Below are 16,778 nucleotides of genomic sequence, written 5' to 3'. Positions count from 1 at the left end.
GGGCATGTTCCGACCCAAACTGTTGTTCACCAGCCTCGCCGCACTCGCCCTCGGTGCCTGCTCGCCACAAGACCCGCAAGCAGTGACCTCCGCCGCCATCGCCAACCAGGTGATCCTGCCTACCTACAGCCGCTGGGTCGAAGCCGACCGTACGCTGGCTGCCAGTGCCCTGGCCTATTGCGAAGGCAAGGAAAGCCTGGACAAAGCCCGCGCCGACTTCCTCAATGCACAAAAAGCCTGGGCCGAGCTGCAACCGCTACTGGTCGGCCCGTTGGCTGAAGGCAACCGCGCCTGGCAGGTCCAATTCTGGCCTGACAAGAAAAACCTGGTCGGCCGTCAGGTCGAGCAGTTGGTCAACGGCGACAAGCCGGTTGATGCTGAGGCTTTGGGCAAGTCCAGCGTAGTGGTACGTGGCTTGTCGGCCTATGAGTACATCCTGTTCGACAGCAAGCCGGACATCGCCACTGCCGAACAGAAAGCCCGCTACTGCCCGCTGCTGGTGGCCATCGGCGCACACCAGAAAGCCCTGGCAGAGGAGATTCTCAAAGGCTGGAACAGCACCGACGGCATGCTTTCGCAGATGACCAAGTTCCCCAACCAGCGCTACGCCGACTCCCACGAGGCTATCGCCGATCTGCTGCGCGCCCAGGTGACCGCCCTGGACACCCTGAAGAAGAAGCTCGGCGCACCGATGGGCCGTCAGAGCAAGGGCATCCCGCAGCCGCTGCAGGCCGAGGCCTGGCGCAGCCACAACTCGATGAACAGCCTACAGGCCAGCCTCAAGGCCGCCGAAGCCGTCTGGGTCGGGGTAGACAACCAGGGCCTGCGCGGCCTGCTGCCCAGCGATCAGAAAGCGCTGGCGGACAAGATCGACGCTGCCTACGCAACCTCGCTCAAGTTGCTGGCCGATAACCAGAAAACGCTGGGTGAGCTGCTGGCCGACGACGCCGGTCAACAAACCCTCAACCAGATCTACGACAGCTTGAACGTCGTCCACCGCCTGCACGAAGGCGATCTGGCCAAGGCGCTGAACATCCAGCTGGGCTTCAATGCCAACGACGGTGACTGATCATGCTGCGACGCCAGGCACTCAAACTCGGTAGCGTATTGCTCAGTGCCCTCACCTTGGGCGGCTGGAGCCTGTTCCGCAACAAAGGCAGCGAACCCTTGCTGCTCTCGGCGCGTGACAACGGCAACGGCCAGCACTTTGCCGTAGGTTTTCGCCTGGACGGCACACAGGTGTTCAGCACCCAGGTCGCTCAGCGTTGCCATGCCATCATCCACCACCCTGAGCTGCCCATCGCCCTGTTCGTCGCCCGCCGCCCAGGCACCGAAAGCTACCTGATCGACCTGCGTGACGGGCGCCTGCTGCAAACAGTAACCTCGCAGCCGAACCGGCACTTCTATGGCCACGCCGTCGTACACAAAGGTGGCGAATGGCTGTATGCCACCGAGAACGACACCACCGACCCCGGGCGCGGCGTACTTGGCGTGTACCGTTTCGAAGGCGAACGCCTGGTGCACACCGGTGAGATCCCGACCCACGGTATCGGCCCGCACGAGGTTGCCTGGCTGCCTGACGGTGAAACGCTGGTCGTGGCCAACGGCGGTATCCGTACCGAAGCCGAAAGCCGTGTCGAGATGAACCTCGACGCCATGCAACCGAGCCTGGTGCTGATGCAGCGCGACGGCACCCTGCTGAGCAAGGAAACCCTGACCCAGCAGATGAACAGCGTGCGACACCTGGCAGTGGCCAGCGATGGTACCATCGCCGCCTGCCAGCAGTTCATGGGCGATGCCGATGAAACTGCCGAGCTGCTGGCGATCAAGCGCCCGGGCGAGCCATTCAAGGCCTTCCCGGTGCCAGAGCGGCAACTGCAAGCCATGGCCCAATACACCGCAAGCGTTGCCATCCACAGCGAGCTGCGGCTGGTGGCGCTGACGGCACCGCGGGCCAACCGCCTGTTCGTCTGGGACCTGGACAGCGGCGCGGTGCGGCTGGATGCCCCGATGCCCGACTGCGCAGGCGTTGGCGCGGTGAAGGACGGCTTTGTCGTCACCTCCGGGCAGGGCCGCTGCCGGTTCTACGATTGCCGCAAGACCGAACTGGTCGGGCAACCGATGAACCTGCCGTCCGGCTTCTGGGACAACCACCTGCATCTCGTCTGATTATTCTGTTGCACTCACTGGCCTTCTCGCAGCTAAAGCCGATCCCACAGGGTTCTACACAGTCCCTGTAGGAGCGGCTTTAGCCGCGAAAAGGCCGGCACAGGCATTTCACCCCCCCACCTCCGGAAAAACAGTCAATACTTCCCCCATCCACACGTGGGCAGGATCGCCCGTTGTCGTGTAGAAGCGAATAACAACTGCATCCAAGGAACCGGACCTATGCTGCGCCGCCGCATGCTCATCATGTTGGCCGTGGTTCTGCTGATCGTGCTGGCCCTGGGGGGTTACAAAGCCTTCTCGATCTACCAGCAGATCCAGATGTTCACTGCCCCCAAGCCCCCTATCACCGTGGCGGCTGCCATGGCTGAACAGCGCCCGTGGCAAGAGCGCCTGCCCGCTGTCGGCAGCCTTAAGGCGCTGCAGGGCGTGGATCTGAGCCTGGAGGTGGAAGGCATCGTCAAATCCCTGCACTTCGACTCAGGCCAGCAGGTCAAGGCCGGGCAACTGCTCTTGCAGCTCAACGACGATCAGGAAACAGCCCTGCTCGGTACCGCCCTGGCCGACCTGGGCCTAGCCAAGGTCGACTTCGGCCGTGGCAGCCAGCTGGTGGGCGATTCGGCCATCTCCCGCGGCGAGTTCGACCGCCTTTCCTCCCAGTACCGGCGCAACCAGGCAGTGGTCGAGCAGCTTAAGGCGCAGAAGATCAAGAAACGCATCAATGCACCTTTCAGCGGCACCATCGGCATCCGCCAGGTGGACATCGGCCAGTACCTGGCCGCCGGCACTGTGATCGCCACCCTGCAAGACACGTCCAGCCTGTACGTAGACTTCAATGTGCCGGAACAGGCCCTGCCACAACTACGCCTGGGCCAGCAGGTGCTGGTGCAAGTGGCCGCCTACCCGGGTCAGCGCTTCCCCGGCAGCCTCAGCGCCATCAACCCCAAGGTCGAGGAAGCCACGCGCAACCTGCTGATACGCGCCACCCTGGCCAACCCCGATGGCAAACTGCTGCCAGGCATGTTCGCCAGCCTGTTGATCCTGCTGCCCAACCCGCAACCGCAAGTGGTGGTGCCGGAAAGCGCCATTACCTACACCCTGTATGGCAACTCGGTGTATGTCGCCTCACCGAAAAAGGACAAGGACGGCAAGCCGGAATACGACGACAAGGGCCAACCCCAGCTGGTCGCCGAACAGCGCACGGTAAAAACTGGCGAGCGCCGGGACGGCGTGGTCGTAGTCAGCGAAGGCCTGCAGGCCGGGGAACAGGTGGTCACCGCCGGGCAGCTGAAACTCACACCCGGTGCCGCGATACGCATTGGCCAGGACAACGCCCTCAAGCCCGAACCGGGCGCAGCGGCCAAGGACTGACAGGAGGCTGGCATGGCGTTCACCGACCCGTTCATCCGCCGCCCGGTGCTGGCCAGCGTGGTCAGCCTGCTGATTCTGCTGCTCGGCTTCCAGGCCTGGAACAAGCTGCAGATCCGCCAGTACCCGCAAATGGAAAACGCCCTGATCACGGTCACTACCGCCTACCCCGGGGCCAACGCCGAAACCATTCAGGGCTATATCACCCAGCCATTGCAGCAAAGCCTGGCCAGCGCCGAAGGCATCGACTACATGACCTCGGTGAGCCGGCAGAACTTCTCGATCATTTCCATTTACGCGCGCGTTGGCGCCGACAGCGACCGGCTGTTCACCGAGCTGCTGGCCAAGGCCAATGAGGTGCGTAACAAGCTTCCCCAGGACTCAGAAGACCCGGTACTGAGCAAGGAAGCTGCCGACGCCTCGGCGCTGATGTACGTCAGCTTCTACAGCAAGGAAATGAGCAACCCGCAGATCACCGACTACCTGTCACGGGTTATCCAGCCCAAGCTGGCCACTTTGCCGGGCATGGCCGAGGCGGAGATCCTCGGCAACCAGGTGTTCGCCATGCGCCTTTGGCTGGACCCGGTGAAGCTGGCCGGTTTCGGCCTTTCGGCTACCGACGTGACCAATGCCGTACGCCGCTACAACTTCCTTTCCGCTGCTGGCGAGGTGAAAGGCGAATACGTGGTCACCAGCGTCAACGCCAGCACCGAGCTGAAGTCGGCCGAGGCGTTCGCCGCCCTTCCGCTCAAGACCAGCGGTGACAGCCGCGTGCTGCTGGGCGATGTGGCGCGGGTCGAGATGGGCGCAGAAAACTACGACACGGTCAGCTCGTTCGACGGCACCCCGTCGGTCTATATCGGCATCAAGGCCACCCCGGCCGCCAACCCACTGGATGTCATTAAGGAAGTGCGGCGCATCATGCCTGAGCTGGAAAGCCAGCTGCCGTCGGCATTGAAAGTGTCGATTGCCTACGACGCCACGCGGTTCATCCAGGCCTCGATCGACGAAGTGATCAAGACCCTGGGCGAAGCGGTGCTGATCGTCATCGTGGTGGTGTTCCTGTTCCTCGGTGCCCTGCGCTCGGTACTGATTCCGGTGGTGACCATACCGCTGTCGATGATCGGTGTACTGTTCTTCATGCAGATGATGGGCTACTCGCTCAACCTGCTGACCTTGCTCGCCATGGTGCTGGCCATCGGCCTGGTGGTGGACGATGCCATTGTGGTGGTGGAAAACATTCACCGGCACATGGAAGAAGGCAAGTCGCCGTTCGACGCAGCCCTGGAAGGCGCGCGCGAAATTGCCATGCCAGTGGTGTCCATGACCATCACCCTTGCCGCCGTGTATGCACCGATCGGCTTTCTCACCGGGCTCACCGGCGCGCTGTTCAAGGAATTTGCCCTGACGCTGGCCGGGGCGGTGGTCATTTCCGGTATCGTTGCCCTGACCCTGTCACCGATGATGTGCGCCCTGCTGCTGCGCCGGGAGCAGAACCCGAGCGGCCTGGCCCACCGCCTCGACCAGCTGTTCGAACGCCTGAAAGGGCGCTACCAGCGCGTGCTGCACGCCACCCTCGACAGCCGGCCGGTGGTGCTGGTGTTTGCCGTGATCATCCTGTGCCTGATCCCGGTGCTGCTCAAATTCACCCAGAACGAACTGGCGCCCAATGAGGACCAGGGGGTGATTTTCATGATGAGCAGCTCGCCTCAACCGGCCAACCTCGACTACCTCAACGCCTACACCGACCAGTTCACACCGCTGTTCAAGGCCTTCCCCGAGTATTACTCGTCGTTTCAGATCAACGGCTTCAACGGCGTGCAGACCGGTATCGGTGGTTTTTTGCTCAAGCCCTGGAACGAGCGCGAACGCACACAGATGGAGCTACTGCCGCTGGTACAGGCCAAACTCGAGGAAATCAGCGGGCTGCAGATCTTCGGCTTCAACCTGCCGTCGTTGCCCGGCACTGGCGAGGGCTTGCCATTCCAGTTTGTGATCAATACCGCTGGCGACTACCCGGCACTGCTGGACGTGGCCCAGCGCATCAAGACACGCGCTCAGGCATCGGGCAAGTTCGCCTTCCTCGATATCGATCTTGCCTTCGACAAGCCCGAAGTGGTGGTGGACATCGACCGGGCAAAGGCGGCGCAGATGGGGGTGTCGATGGACACCCTCGGCGGCACCCTGGCGACCCTGCTGGGCGAGGCGGAAATCAACCGCTTCACCCTTGAAGGTCGCAGTTACAAGGTGATCGCCCAGGTTGAACGGCCTTACCGCGACAACCCCGGCTGGCTGAACAATTACTACGTGAAGAACGAGCAGGGCCAGTTGTTGCCGCTGTCGACCCTGATCACCCTCACCGACCGCGCTCGCCCACGCCAGCTCAACCAGTTCCAGCAACTGAACGCTGCGATCATCCAGGGCGTCCCCATGGTCAGCCTGGGCGAGGCACTGAAGACCGTGCAGGACATCGCTCGCGAAGAGGCCCCAGAGGGCTTTGCCTTCGACTACGCCGGCGTGGCCCGCCAGTATGTGCAGGAAGGCAGCGCATTGTGGGTCACCTTCGGCCTGGCGCTGGCGATCATTTTCCTCGTGCTGGCTGCACAGTTCGAAAGCTTCCGCGACCCGTTGGTGATTCTGGTGACAGTGCCGTTGTCCATCTGTGGCGCGCTTTTGCCGCTGTTCCTGGGTGTGTCGAGCATGAACATCTACACCCAGGTCGGGCTGGTGACATTGATCGGGCTTATCAGCAAGCACGGAATCCTGATCGTCGAGTTCGCCAATCAGCTACGCGATGAGCGTGGCCTGAGTGTGCGCGAAGCAATCGAGGAAGCAGCGGCCATTCGCCTGCGGCCGGTGCTGATGACCACCGCGGCGATGGTGTTCGGCATGGTGCCGCTGATTCTGGCAAGCGGGGCGGGAGCGGTCAGCCGGTTTGACATCGGTATGGTGATTGCCACCGGGATGTCGATTGGCACGCTGTTTACCTTGTTTGTGTTGCCGTGCATCTACACCCTGCTGGCGCACAAGGCGAGCGCCAAGGCACCTGCAATCGCTTGAACCGACCTGTGGGGGCGGGCTTGCCCGCGAAGAGGCCGGCAACGCAGATGCAAAAAGCCAAAGGCCCCGCAATCGCGAGGCCTCTGGCTTTTCCAGCTAACGCAGGGTTCATCCCGGTGGCCGCAACCCTTGACGCAAGCCAAACAGGAACAGCAAAAGGTCCTGGTCCGGCTCGCTTCGTGCCTGCTGCTGCGGTTTTGCATCCCGCGGCAACGCGCACTGGTCTGCCATCTCAGCCTTGCTGAACACCGTTGGCCTCGGCTCTTCCCAGGCAGCCACCGCCACGGTGGTCACCGCCAGGCCAGCTACCAGGAACAAAGCTCGAGCAATTTCTAGTTTCATTACTCTAACCCTTTGACAGCGCTGCCAAACGCCATCTTGTAAAAGTAGAGCAGTGTCTGCCATTCCGCGTCATTGAGCGACGAATGGCGGCGTAGCTGACGCAAGTCATTGCCAGCCGCACGCTGGCAGCTGATACGCCGCCTGCACTTTTCCAGGTCCAGCAGCGCCACTTCGACGCGAGCCTGCTCGCCCTCGCCGATTACCTTGATGAATACGTGCTTGCCGTACAGGCAGCCATGCTGCCAGTGCCCTAGGTGCATCCGCGCCAGGTTGTCCGCCAGGTCCTTGAGCATGCGCTCATGCACCACCTGCGGGTAACGCTCGCGGGCACCTTCGGCATGCCAGGTGTCGAGTTCGACAAAACCGTCCAGCGCTTCGCTGACCAGCAGCGCGCGCCACTGGTGCTCGGCATCACGCTGTGCGCCACAGAAGACGATGCGCGGTACACGCACGCCCAACTGCTCGAAACTGTTCAGCGCATCGAGTTCACGCAACACGGTCGGCCGACCAAAAGGGTGCAACAGGCTGCGGTAGATATGCCCGACCTGGCGTTTGGCATACAACAGCTTGCCATCGGCATCGTTAAGGCGTTGCACGCCACTCTCGCCGCCGCGGCGCTGGTTAGGCTCCTCGACCCACTCGCCTTGCTGGCGCCAGTAAAAATCGAACTGCGCTTCCCCTTTATGGGCTACAGCCATCAAACACTACCCCTTACGCAATACATAGACCCGCCACATGGCATAGAACGGCAGGAAGTCGAGGCGTTCCTGGATTCTGAAGCCGGCGGCCCTGAATTCTTCTTCGACCGTTTCGGCAGGTAACACGAAACGGTTCTGGTAATTATCCTGCTCGGCCTTGGCGCTACGGCGTTGCTCCAGCTTTTTCCGGCGCCAGGCCTTGAAGTTGCCATCCACCCACAGTGACAGGATCACGCTATCACGGCTAACCCGTTGAAATTCCGAAAGAATGGTCTTTCTGTGCGCCGACTCGCCAATGTGATGGAACAGGCGCATGCAGAAAATGCTGTCCACGGCGTTGTCTGGCAGGTCGATGGCAAATGCCGAAGTCTGCAAAGGCCGTACCCGTGCCACCACTTCTGGCGGTTGCGCCGCACAGGCTGTCTCGATCATGGCCTCGGAGTTGTCGGCACCGATGATTACCCGATTGGGCTTTTCCGCCAACAGCGGCCAGAAACGGCCCGCTCCGCATGGCAGGTCGAGTACCAGGCCAGGCTCGCCCGCCAATGCCAAGGCGCGGCGCGCCAACTGCTCATCTCGCTTGTGGGAAAGGCGTCGCGCCAGGCCGTCCTGGTGCTTGAGAAAGTACTCGCGTGCATGGTCTTTGTCGTACTTCTCGGAAAATTCAAGCTTGATGGGGCTACGCATTGGGCATCTCCTGACTCCATTGCGCCCACACTAGTCATGCAAGCGTTGGAATCAGGTCATGCCAATGTGAAAAAAACGTTGAGCACTATTTGACCTGATACAAAACATTACTCGACCAAGGTGTCCGGGTCGCCTTTGGCCACGGTGTTGCTCAGGTCCACCTGGAAGCGGCAGCCATGCGGCAAGGTGGATGTCAGGGTGACACGCCAACCTTGGTCGTCGCAGATCCGCTGCACCAGCGAAAGCCCCAACCCAAGCCCCTCGCCACGCCGTTCATCGCCCCGCACGAACGGCCTGAACATGGCCTCGCGCTGCTCTTCGGGGATACCCACGCCGCTGTCCTCTACGCTGAAACCGTTGGCTTCCAGGCTCAGGCGGATATACCCACTTTCGGTGTAGTGCGCCGCATTGCGCAGCAGGTTGCCCATCACCGATTGCAGGAAGGTGGCGTTGTACAGCACAGGGCTTGCGCTCACGCGGCCGTCAAAATACAGGGTGAGGCCTTTCTGTTCGATGGTGTCGCGCCACACCCCAATGAGCTCGTCGGCCACTTCGCGCAGGGTCGCCCGTGACGCCACTGCCCCCTCATCACGCTGCGCGCGGGCCAACATGAGGAAGGTCTTGACCAGCTCGCGCATTTCTTCGGTGGCCCGCGCCACGCGCTCCACCTGGCTACGCGCACGGGCATCGAGGCCGGGGTTTTCCATCAGAAGCTCACACGAGGTCGCCAACACCATCAACGGCGTGCGCAGCTCGTGGCTGACGTCGCTGGTGAACAGCCGCTCGCGGGTCAGCGCATCACGCAGGCGGCCCAGGGTGTCGTCGAAAGCCACTGCAAGCTGGCCGACTTCGTCTGCCGCATAATCCGGAGCCAGCGGCGGGGCCAGGCCCAGTAGTTGATCGCGGTGGCGCACCTGACGCGCCAGGCGGATGACCGGTGCCATTACCCGACGTGCAACCAGCCAGCCAAGGATGACCGCCAACACCAGGCTGAGCACGAAGCCCACCACAACGACGGCAAACAGTACGCGCTCGCGCTCCTCGAAGTCGCTCTGGTCCTGCAGCAGTACATAACGGCGACCATCGACGATTTCGACCATGGCGTGGTAGGACAGCTGGTCTCGGAACACCTCGTGGAAACCGCGGTCGAGGTGCCGCAGGTCCTTGGGCAGCTCGAAGTCGTCACGCCCGCCGCTGAAATAGAACAGCTGGTCTGGGCGAGGCCGATGACTCCAGTCACTGACGCTGTCCATACGCAGCAGGCGCTGCAAGTCACCGCCCAGTACCGAGGAAATCAGTCGCTCTTCGACCAGGTGCACCGTGCCAACGATACCGAATGCGAAGGCCCCGGCCACCAGCGCGCTCATCAGGGCAAAGGCGATGATGATGCGCTGGGCAAGGCTTTGCTTAAACTCCATCGCGGCCCTCGGCGAGGCGATAGCCGACGCCATGGACGGTATGCAGCAACGGTTTTTCAAACGGTTTGTCGATCACCTGGCGCAGCTGATGCACATGGCTGCGCAGGCTGTCGCTATCGGGGCAGTCGTCGCCCCACAAGGCTTCTTCCAGCACCTCGCGGCGCAGTACGTGCGGGCTTTTCTGCATCAGTACCGCCAGCAGCTTGAGGCCGACCGGGTTGAGCTTCAGCAGGCGACCCTGGCGGGTCACCTCGAGGGTATCGAGGTCGTAGCTCAGGTCAGCCACCTGCAGGGTGCGCCGCCCACCGCCCTGGGCACGGCGCAGCACCGCCTCGATGCGCGCCGCCAGCTCCGACAGGGCAAATGGCTTGAGCAGGTAGTCGTCAGCACCCGAGCGGAAACCCTGCAGGCGGTCGTCCAGCTGGTCACGGGCAGTGAGCATGATCACCGGCGTGTCACGGCGGGCATCTTCGCGCAGGCGCTTGCACAGGGTGTAGCCATCGATGCCTGGCAGCATGATGTCGAGTACGATCAGGTCGTAATGTTCGGTGGCAGCCAGATGCAGCCCGGACAGGCCATCCTGGGCACAGTCGACGGTGTAGCCTTTCATGCCCAGGTAATCGGCCAGGTTGGCCAGGATATCGCGGTTGTCTTCAACCAAAAGAATGCGCATCGGTTTCTCCTGTGCGGCGCTTTTCGCTGTGGTGCGCGGCAGGCGCAGCTTAAGGCCTATGCCTGCACGGTGCCAGCCCTGGGGAAAATTCACCGCACTTGACGGTTTTTTCACTGATCCTTCACGGACACAGGATAGCGGGCGGCCGACAATAGCCGATCTTTTTCGCGCCCTGGAGCCGCCATGCAGCAACGCACCCGCCCTCGCCCGATCAACTATTGGCTGTACCTGGGAATTCCCCTGGCGACTGCGCTGGCCTTGATCCTGCTGGAGCTGACTTCAGTCGACATGGATGTCGCCAACCTGTTCTTCGACCCCGCTGCCGGGCAGTTCATTGGCCGCCACAGTTACCTGCTGGAAAACATCCTGCATGACCGGGTCAAGCAAGTGGTGATCCTGTTGGGGGTGATATCGCTGCTGACCTTTGCCGCGAGCTTTTTCTGGAAGCGCCTGTTTGGCTGGCGCCGTGAACTGGGCTGCCTGGCGCTGGCACTGGGCTTGTCCACGGCGTTTGTCACGCCGCTGAAAAAAGTCACCCAGGTGCAGTGCCCTTGGAGCCTGACCCAGTTTGGCGGCACCGAAACCTACAGCAAGCTGCTGGAACCTCGGCCGCCTACCGACAAGCCTGGGCTGTGCTGGCCGGGCGGGCATGCAGCGACCGGGTTCTGCCTGTTCGCCTTGTTCTTCATGCTGCGTGATCGCAAGCCGCGCCTGGCGCGGGTGGCATTCGTAGTGGCCTTGACAGCAGGGTCGGTACTGTCGGTGGGCAGGATGATGCAGGGTGCACACTTCCTGTCACACAATGTATGGACGGCAGTGTTCTGCTGGTTGATCGGATTGGGGTCGTATTACCTGGTTCTCTACCGGCGGGGGCTGGCCGAGGTACCCGTCGCCGAGCGCAGCGCCGCATGAAAGAGGGGCCGCTTTGCGGCCCTTCGCACTTCAAGGCGACCCTCAGGCATGCTCGACGAACACATCAGCAAACACCTGCCCCCGCGGTACCCCTGCCATGAACATGCGCCGGGCAAACCGCTCGACACTCGCCGGTGCCCCACACAGCAGCGCCACCGTCTGGCGCGACAACAGTCGCATCCCGGCCAACGCTTCATCCACATGCTCTACCAGCACCAGCTCGACACTCACCCCGGGCAGCTTCAGCAGCTTCTCCGCCAGATAGTGCCCAGCCGGATCCCGCGCCACATGCACCACCCGGATTTCGCCCCGATGCCCCCGGCGCAACGCTTCGCGCAAGATACCCCAGAGTGGCGCCAGCCCGGTTCCCGCAGCCAGTAACCACAGCGGCCGCTCCTGCCAATCAGGGTCGTAATGAAGGGCTCCGCCTCTGAACTCCCCCAAACGCATCTCATCGCCGACCTGCAGGCCACGCACCTTGTCGCAAAAGGCACCAGGCCGCTGGCAATCGATATGAAACTCGAGAAAATCGTCCTCGCCCGGCAGGCTGGCCAAGGAATAAGGCCGAGCAACCGCGCCTAGCCACAGCACCACGTGCTGCCCCGCCTGGTAACGCACCACCCGATCAGGGCGCAACCGCAGACGCAATACATCGCCAAACCAGTCCAACGCACAGACCTGCGCCGGGACACCACCCAGCAAGGGGTCGTACAACGCCACACGCAGGTCCTCGACCACCCGGCACTGGCAAGCTAGGCGCCAGCCCTGGGCGTGCTTCTCCAACGCCAATGCCTCGGGCAAAGCGTCTGCCGGTTGCCCGTCCAGGCAGTGCACCAGGCAGGCGTGGCAACTGCCGGCGCGGCAACTGTAAGGCACATTGAGCCCCGCCTCGTTGAGGGCATCGAGCAGGTTGCTGCCAATGGGCACCAGCCAGCGGCGCTCGCCCACGCAAATTTCGGGCATGTTCGGTACATCTCCTGCTGTCCAAGGCTCACTGTAAGCCAAGCAGCGCACACCAGCAAAATAGATGCCTGCACGCTGCCGACCATGGTCCAGACCGGCCGCAGGTGTGCCGGGCACCGATGCGCGCTATACTGCCGCGCCTTTTTCCGTCGGCCTGACCTGCCGGCGCCTTGCAAGGCGCTTCGACGTGCTGGTCGGCTATGTCGAGCGTCTTTTTGAATGTTCCCGTCTTTAAGAGGAGCGCGCTGCATGACCGTGATCAAGCAAGACGACCTGATTCAGAGCGTCGCCGACGCCCTGCAATTCATCTCGTACTACCACCCCGTCGATTTCATCCAGGCCATGCACGAGGCCTATCTGCGTGAGGAATCGCCTGCTGCACGCGATTCCATCGCCCAGATCCTGATCAACTCGCGCATGTGCGCCACCGGCCATCGTCCAATCTGCCAGGACACCGGTATCGTCACCGTGTTCATCCGCGTGGGCATGGACGTGCGCTGGGATGGCGCTACCATGAGCGTCGACGACATGATCAACGAAGGTGTGCGTCGCGCCTACAACCTGCCTGAAAACGTCCTACGCGCTTCGATCCTGGCCGACCCGGCCGGTGCCCGCAAGAACACCAAGGACAACACCCCGGCAGTGATCCACTACTCCATCGTCCCCGGCGACAAGGTGGAAGTCGATGTCGCAGCCAAGGGCGGCGGCTCGGAAAACAAGTCGAAGATGGCCATGCTCAACCCGTCCGACTCGATCGTCGACTGGGTACTGAAGACCGTGCCGACCATGGGTGCTGGCTGGTGCCCGCCTGGCATGCTCGGCATCGGCATCGGCGGTACCGCCGAGAAGGCCGCGGTCATGGCCAAGGAAGTGTTGATGGAGTCCATCGACATTCACGAACTGAAAGCCCGTGGCCCACAGAACCGCCTGGAAGAAATCCGCCTGGAGCTGTTCGACAAGGTCAACCAGCTGGGCATCGGCGCCCAGGGCCTGGGTGGCCTGACCACCGTGCTCGACGTCAAGATCATGGACTACCCGACCCACGCCGCGTCCTTGCCGGTGTGCATGATCCCCAACTGCGCCGCCACCCGCCACGCCCACTTCGTGCTTGATGGCACCGGCCCGGCAGAACTGGAAGCGCCGTCGCTGGACGCCTACCCGGAAATCGTCTGGGAAGCCGGCCCAAGCGCCCGTCGCGTCAACCTCGACGACATCACCCCGGAAGAAGTGGCCAGCTGGAAGCCGGGTGAAACCATCCTGCTCAACGGCAAGATGCTGACCGGCCGCGATGCCGCGCACAAGCGCATGGTTGAAATGCTCAACCGTGGCGAAGCGTTGCCGGTAGACCTGAAAGGCCGCTTCATCTACTACGTCGGCCCGGTCGACCCGGTGGGTGACGAAGTGGTAGGCCCAGCCGGCCCGACCACTGCTACCCGTATGGACAAGTTCACCCGCCAGATCCTTGAGCAGACTGGCCTGCTGGGCATGATCGGCAAGTCCGAGCGTGGCCCGACCGCCATCGAGGCGATCAAGGACAACAAGGCCGTGTACCTGATGGCTGTTGGCGGCGCTGCCTACCTGGTCGCCCAGGCCATCCGCAAGTCGAAGGTATTGGCCTTCGCCGAGCTGGGCATGGAAGCGATCTACGAGTTCGAGGTCAAGGACATGCCGGTGACCGTCGCTGTGGACAGCAACGGCGAGTCGGTACACATCACTGGCCCTGCCCTGTGGCAGAGCAAGATTGCCGAAAGCCTGGCCGTCGAAGTGAAGTAACCTGATGTAACTGCGGCGGCGGCTTCGCGGGCAAGCCCGCTCCCACACGTACAGCGCAAGCCAGAAGGCTACGCGTTACCTGTGGGGGCGGCCTTGGCCGCGAAGAGGCCGCACTGTCATCACAGGACTCTCTCGAACTGCTCCGGCCAGTCCCGCCAGGTAAATACCTGCCCTTCCCGCCTCACCCGCCGCACTTCCTGCAGATCTACCTCACACACCAGCCACTGGCTGCAGTCCGGGTTCAACTGCTCGCTCAACGCCACCACCCCATCCCCCGGCATCCCGTGATCCGGCGGCACGAACAAGCCTGCCCGGCCGATATTCTCGTCCAATGCCGGCGACCAGGGCGCCACCCCCACCGTAGGGCTCTGCAACACGGCAATCTGGTTCTCCAAGGCGCGCGCCTGGGCACCAATACGCACCCGATGGTAACCGGCCTCGGTATCGGTACAACTCGGCGCCAGGATCAGGTCGACCCCTCTCTCGGCCAGGCGGCGGGCCAGCATCGGGAACTCGTTGTCGTAGCAGATCAGAATGCCCAAGCGCCCCAGTTCGGTTTCGAACACCTGCAGCCCCTGGCCTGCAGCGATGTCCCACTGCTCGCGCTCGAAGCGGGTCATCATCAGTTTGTCCTGATAACCCAGCACACCTTGGGGGCCGAACAGCCAGGCACGGTTGCGGTAGCGCCCATCATCGTCCAGCACCGGCACACTGCCCGGTTGCAAGTAGATCCCCCAGCGTCGGGCAAGGCTCTCGCACAACGCTTTCCAGGGTTCGATCAGCGGCTGGATGCCGGCAATCGAAGCCTTCAGGTCTTCCCGCTGCCCGGCATTCAGCTGGCCGCTCAGCACCAGCCCGGCGTACTCCGGCAATAGCAGCAAGCGTGCCCCCGCCTCCACCGCTTCGGCGCACAGGCCTTGCAGGTGGTCGGCGTAGGCGTCCCAGGTTTCGTGCAGCTCGATGGCGTACTGGCAGGCTGCCAGGCGGATCATATCGGCAGTGCCTTGAGCCAGAACGACATCAGCTTGTCGGAGCTTTCCTGCTCGTCCAGGTCGCGCCAGGCGTAGGTGGTACGCAGCGATGGGTCGTGCAGGAAGCCGCGGTTGCGCCAGAAGCCGTGCAGGGGTTTGTATTCGGCTGGCCGGCGCGGGTGCGCACCGGGTCGCTCGACCGCGCAGAACGCGCAGTAATCGAACTCGGCCAGTTTGTGTGCGTAGGACTCGCGCTCGATGAAGAAGCGAACCCCCAGGCCCTGTCCGCGGTATGCCGGCAACACCAGCGACTCCCCGAAGTAGTACACACTGGCCGGGTCGCGCCCCTGGGCCAGGAATGGCTGCTGGAATTCGGGCGCGACATCCACCAACGGCAGGCCGGTAGAGGCGCCGACCACCTTGCCGTCGTCCAGCGCCAGCACAACCAGGCTGCGCCCGGAGCGGGCATAGTTGGCCAGGTAGTCGGCCTCGTACTCCGGGGTGCCGTCGTAAAGGTAGGGGAACTCGCGGAACACAGTAAGGCGCAGGCGAGCGAGGTCATCGATGTAAGGCGCGATAGCGGCACCGTGCAACAGGCGTATTTCCATGTTTGGCGGTCGTTTTGTCGATGTGGATGACGCGCTCGGCTAAGCCGGGCTTGAGGGGAAACCCTATCATCCGAGGTAACGCCCCGCCTTTTCCCTACACGACAGGAAATGTTCCATGACCGCAACCGAACTGGTAAATGCTTACTACGCCGCCTTCAACGCGGGTGACATGCCGGGCTTTCTGGCGCTGCTCAGCGAAGACGTGATCCACGACATCAACCAGGGCGAGCGTCAGATGGGCAAGGCCAGGTTCGCCGCGTTCATGGACAAGATGAACCGCTGCTACCGCGAGCGCCTGGCCGACATCGTGGTGATGCAGAACGCCGATGGCAGCCGCGCGGCGGCGGAGTTCACCGTGCATGGCCAATACCTGGCCGATGACGAAGGGCTGCCGACGGCAAACGGCCAAACCTATGTGCTGCCGGCGGGGGCGTTCTTCTATATTCACTGTGGCAAGATTGCCCGGGTGACCAACTACTACAACCTCAATGACTGGGTTGAGCAGGTTGCATGAAGCAACCCGCAGCCAATTCAATCAAGCCTGTCAGACAATACGCGTGCCCAGCACTTGAAGGAACGCCGCCAGCCAGGCCGGGTGCGCGGGCCATGCCGGTGCGGTCACCAGGTTGCCATCGACATGCGCCTGGTCCACCGCGATGTCGATGAACGTGCCACCCGCCAGGCGCACTTCTGGCGCACATGCCGGGTACGCGCTGCACTCACGCCCCTCCAGCACCCCTGCCGCTGCCAGCAGCTGGGCCCCATGGCAGACCGCCGCAATCGGCTTGCCGGCCTGGTCGAACGCCCGCACCAGGTCCAACACCTTTTCATTCAGGCGCAGGTACTCCGGCGCGCGGCCACCTGGGATCAGCAGCGCGTCATAACTCTCGGGCCGCACCCGCACGAAATCATAATTCAGGGCAAAATTGTGCCCTGGCTTTTCGCTATAGGTCTGTTCACCCTCAAAGTCATGAATCGCGGTACGCACGGTCTGCCCCGCCAGCTTTTCCGGGCACACCGCATGCACCGTGTGGCCCACCATGCTCAAGGCCTGGAACGGCACCATCGCTTCGTAATCTTCGACGTAGTCGCCCACCAGCATGAGAATTTTCTTCGCCGTCATCTCGCCCACTCCTTCG

General features: G+C 62.7%; 16 protein-coding genes. 7 read left to right on the top strand and 9 right to left on the bottom strand.

Going from position 1 to position 16,778, the window contains the following annotated elements; translation table 11 throughout:
• Positions 1 to 4 precede the first annotated feature (4 nt).
• From ACF8Q6_RS04855 to ACF8Q6_RS04840, 4 genes are all read left to right on the top strand, one after another.
• Positions 5 to 1,069: an imelysin family protein gene (locus tag ACF8Q6_RS04855; protein ID WP_010952113.1), complete on the top strand. Its 1,065-nt coding sequence runs from the start codon at positions 5 to 7 to the stop codon at positions 1,067 to 1,069.
• A gap of 2 nt (positions 1,070 to 1,071) precedes the next feature.
• Positions 1,072 to 2,169, top strand: a complete 1,098-nt coding sequence (locus ACF8Q6_RS04850) for a DUF1513 domain-containing protein (protein WP_392494197.1) — start codon at positions 1,072 to 1,074, stop codon at positions 2,167 to 2,169.
• Between the two features lie 219 nt (positions 2,170 to 2,388).
• A complete protein-coding gene (locus tag ACF8Q6_RS04845; protein ID WP_392494196.1) occupies positions 2,389 to 3,537 on the top strand; it encodes an efflux RND transporter periplasmic adaptor subunit in 1,149 nt (382 codons plus the stop codon).
• 12 nt (positions 3,538 to 3,549) lie between these two features.
• Entirely contained in the window at positions 3,550 to 6,594 is a 3,045-nt protein-coding gene (locus ACF8Q6_RS04840) for a multidrug efflux RND transporter permease subunit (RefSeq protein WP_392498396.1), read from the top strand.
• 108 nt (positions 6,595 to 6,702) lie between these two features.
• Here the strand turns inward: ACF8Q6_RS04840 and ACF8Q6_RS04835 are convergent, their stop codons facing one another.
• From ACF8Q6_RS04835 to colR, 5 genes are all read right to left on the bottom strand, one after another.
• On the bottom strand, positions 6,703 to 6,936 hold the full coding sequence (locus tag ACF8Q6_RS04835) for a hypothetical protein (RefSeq protein ID WP_014860092.1): 234 nt from the start codon (positions 6,934 to 6,936) through the stop codon (positions 6,703 to 6,705).
• A complete protein-coding gene (locus ACF8Q6_RS04830; RefSeq protein ID WP_004574440.1) occupies positions 6,936 to 7,634 on the bottom strand; it encodes a lipopolysaccharide kinase InaA family protein in 699 nt (232 codons plus the stop codon). The genes ACF8Q6_RS04835 and ACF8Q6_RS04830 overlap by 1 nt, the downstream gene beginning before the upstream one ends.
• A gap of 6 nt (positions 7,635 to 7,640) precedes the next feature.
• The gene (locus tag ACF8Q6_RS04825) at positions 7,641 to 8,321 is read right to left on the bottom strand and encodes a class I SAM-dependent methyltransferase (RefSeq protein ID WP_010952107.1); all 681 of its coding nucleotides are present in this window, start codon (positions 8,319 to 8,321) and stop codon (positions 7,641 to 7,643) included.
• A gap of 107 nt (positions 8,322 to 8,428) precedes the next feature.
• Entirely contained in the window at positions 8,429 to 9,739 is a 1,311-nt protein-coding gene (locus ACF8Q6_RS04820) for a sensor histidine kinase (RefSeq protein ID WP_392490533.1), read from the bottom strand.
• The gene (gene colR / locus ACF8Q6_RS04815) at positions 9,729 to 10,412 is read right to left on the bottom strand and encodes a two-component system response regulator ColR (protein WP_003255215.1); all 684 of its coding nucleotides are present in this window, start codon (positions 10,410 to 10,412) and stop codon (positions 9,729 to 9,731) included. The genes ACF8Q6_RS04820 and colR overlap by 11 nt, the downstream gene beginning before the upstream one ends.
• A gap of 183 nt (positions 10,413 to 10,595) precedes the next feature.
• Here colR and ACF8Q6_RS04810 point away from each other — a divergent pair, with 183 nt between their 5' ends.
• Entirely contained in the window at positions 10,596 to 11,324 is a 729-nt protein-coding gene (locus tag ACF8Q6_RS04810) for a phosphatase PAP2 family protein (RefSeq protein ID WP_392490534.1), read from the top strand.
• Between the two features lie 42 nt (positions 11,325 to 11,366).
• Here the strand turns inward: ACF8Q6_RS04810 and ACF8Q6_RS04805 are convergent, their stop codons facing one another.
• Positions 11,367 to 12,287 carry an iron-sulfur-binding ferredoxin reductase gene (locus tag ACF8Q6_RS04805; RefSeq protein WP_392490535.1) on the bottom strand — a complete coding sequence of 307 codons (921 nt, stop codon included), beginning with the start codon at positions 12,285 to 12,287 and terminating at the stop codon, positions 11,367 to 11,369.
• A gap of 249 nt (positions 12,288 to 12,536) precedes the next feature.
• Between ACF8Q6_RS04805 and ACF8Q6_RS04800 the strand changes: the two genes are divergently transcribed.
• The gene (locus ACF8Q6_RS04800; RefSeq protein ID WP_012051284.1) at positions 12,537 to 14,060 is read left to right on the top strand and encodes a fumarate hydratase; all 1,524 of its coding nucleotides are present in this window, start codon (positions 12,537 to 12,539) and stop codon (positions 14,058 to 14,060) included.
• A gap of 119 nt (positions 14,061 to 14,179) precedes the next feature.
• Here ACF8Q6_RS04800 and ACF8Q6_RS04795 read toward each other — a convergent pair whose 3' ends face one another.
• Entirely contained in the window at positions 14,180 to 15,052 is an 873-nt protein-coding gene (locus ACF8Q6_RS04795; RefSeq protein ID WP_392490536.1) for a carbon-nitrogen hydrolase family protein, read from the bottom strand.
• Complete coding sequence (locus ACF8Q6_RS04790; RefSeq protein WP_003255235.1) at positions 15,049 to 15,639, bottom strand: GNAT family N-acetyltransferase; 591 nt, start codon at positions 15,637 to 15,639, stop codon at positions 15,049 to 15,051. The genes ACF8Q6_RS04795 and ACF8Q6_RS04790 overlap by 4 nt, the downstream gene beginning before the upstream one ends.
• Positions 15,640 to 15,754: 115 nt before the next feature.
• Here ACF8Q6_RS04790 and ACF8Q6_RS04785 point away from each other — a divergent pair, with 115 nt between their 5' ends.
• Positions 15,755 to 16,153 carry a nuclear transport factor 2 family protein gene (locus tag ACF8Q6_RS04785; protein WP_003255237.1) on the top strand — a complete coding sequence of 133 codons (399 nt, stop codon included), beginning with the start codon at positions 15,755 to 15,757 and terminating at the stop codon, positions 16,151 to 16,153.
• Between the two features lie 30 nt (positions 16,154 to 16,183).
• On the opposite strand, the gene ACF8Q6_RS04780 is transcribed toward ACF8Q6_RS04785, so the two are convergent.
• On the bottom strand, positions 16,184 to 16,762 hold the full coding sequence (locus ACF8Q6_RS04780; RefSeq protein WP_003255238.1) for a DJ-1/PfpI family protein: 579 nt from the start codon (positions 16,760 to 16,762) through the stop codon (positions 16,184 to 16,186).
• Between the last annotated feature and the right edge of the window lie 16 nt (positions 16,763 to 16,778).

It is taken from the genome of Pseudomonas sp. GLN_2, assembly GCF_043106005.1.
In the GTDB taxonomy this organism is placed as follows: Bacteria; Pseudomonadota; Gammaproteobacteria; order Pseudomonadales; family Pseudomonadaceae; genus Aquipseudomonas; species Aquipseudomonas alloputida.
Note: the sequence above shows the minus strand (reverse complement) of the source record. Positions and strands in the feature narration are given on the sequence as shown.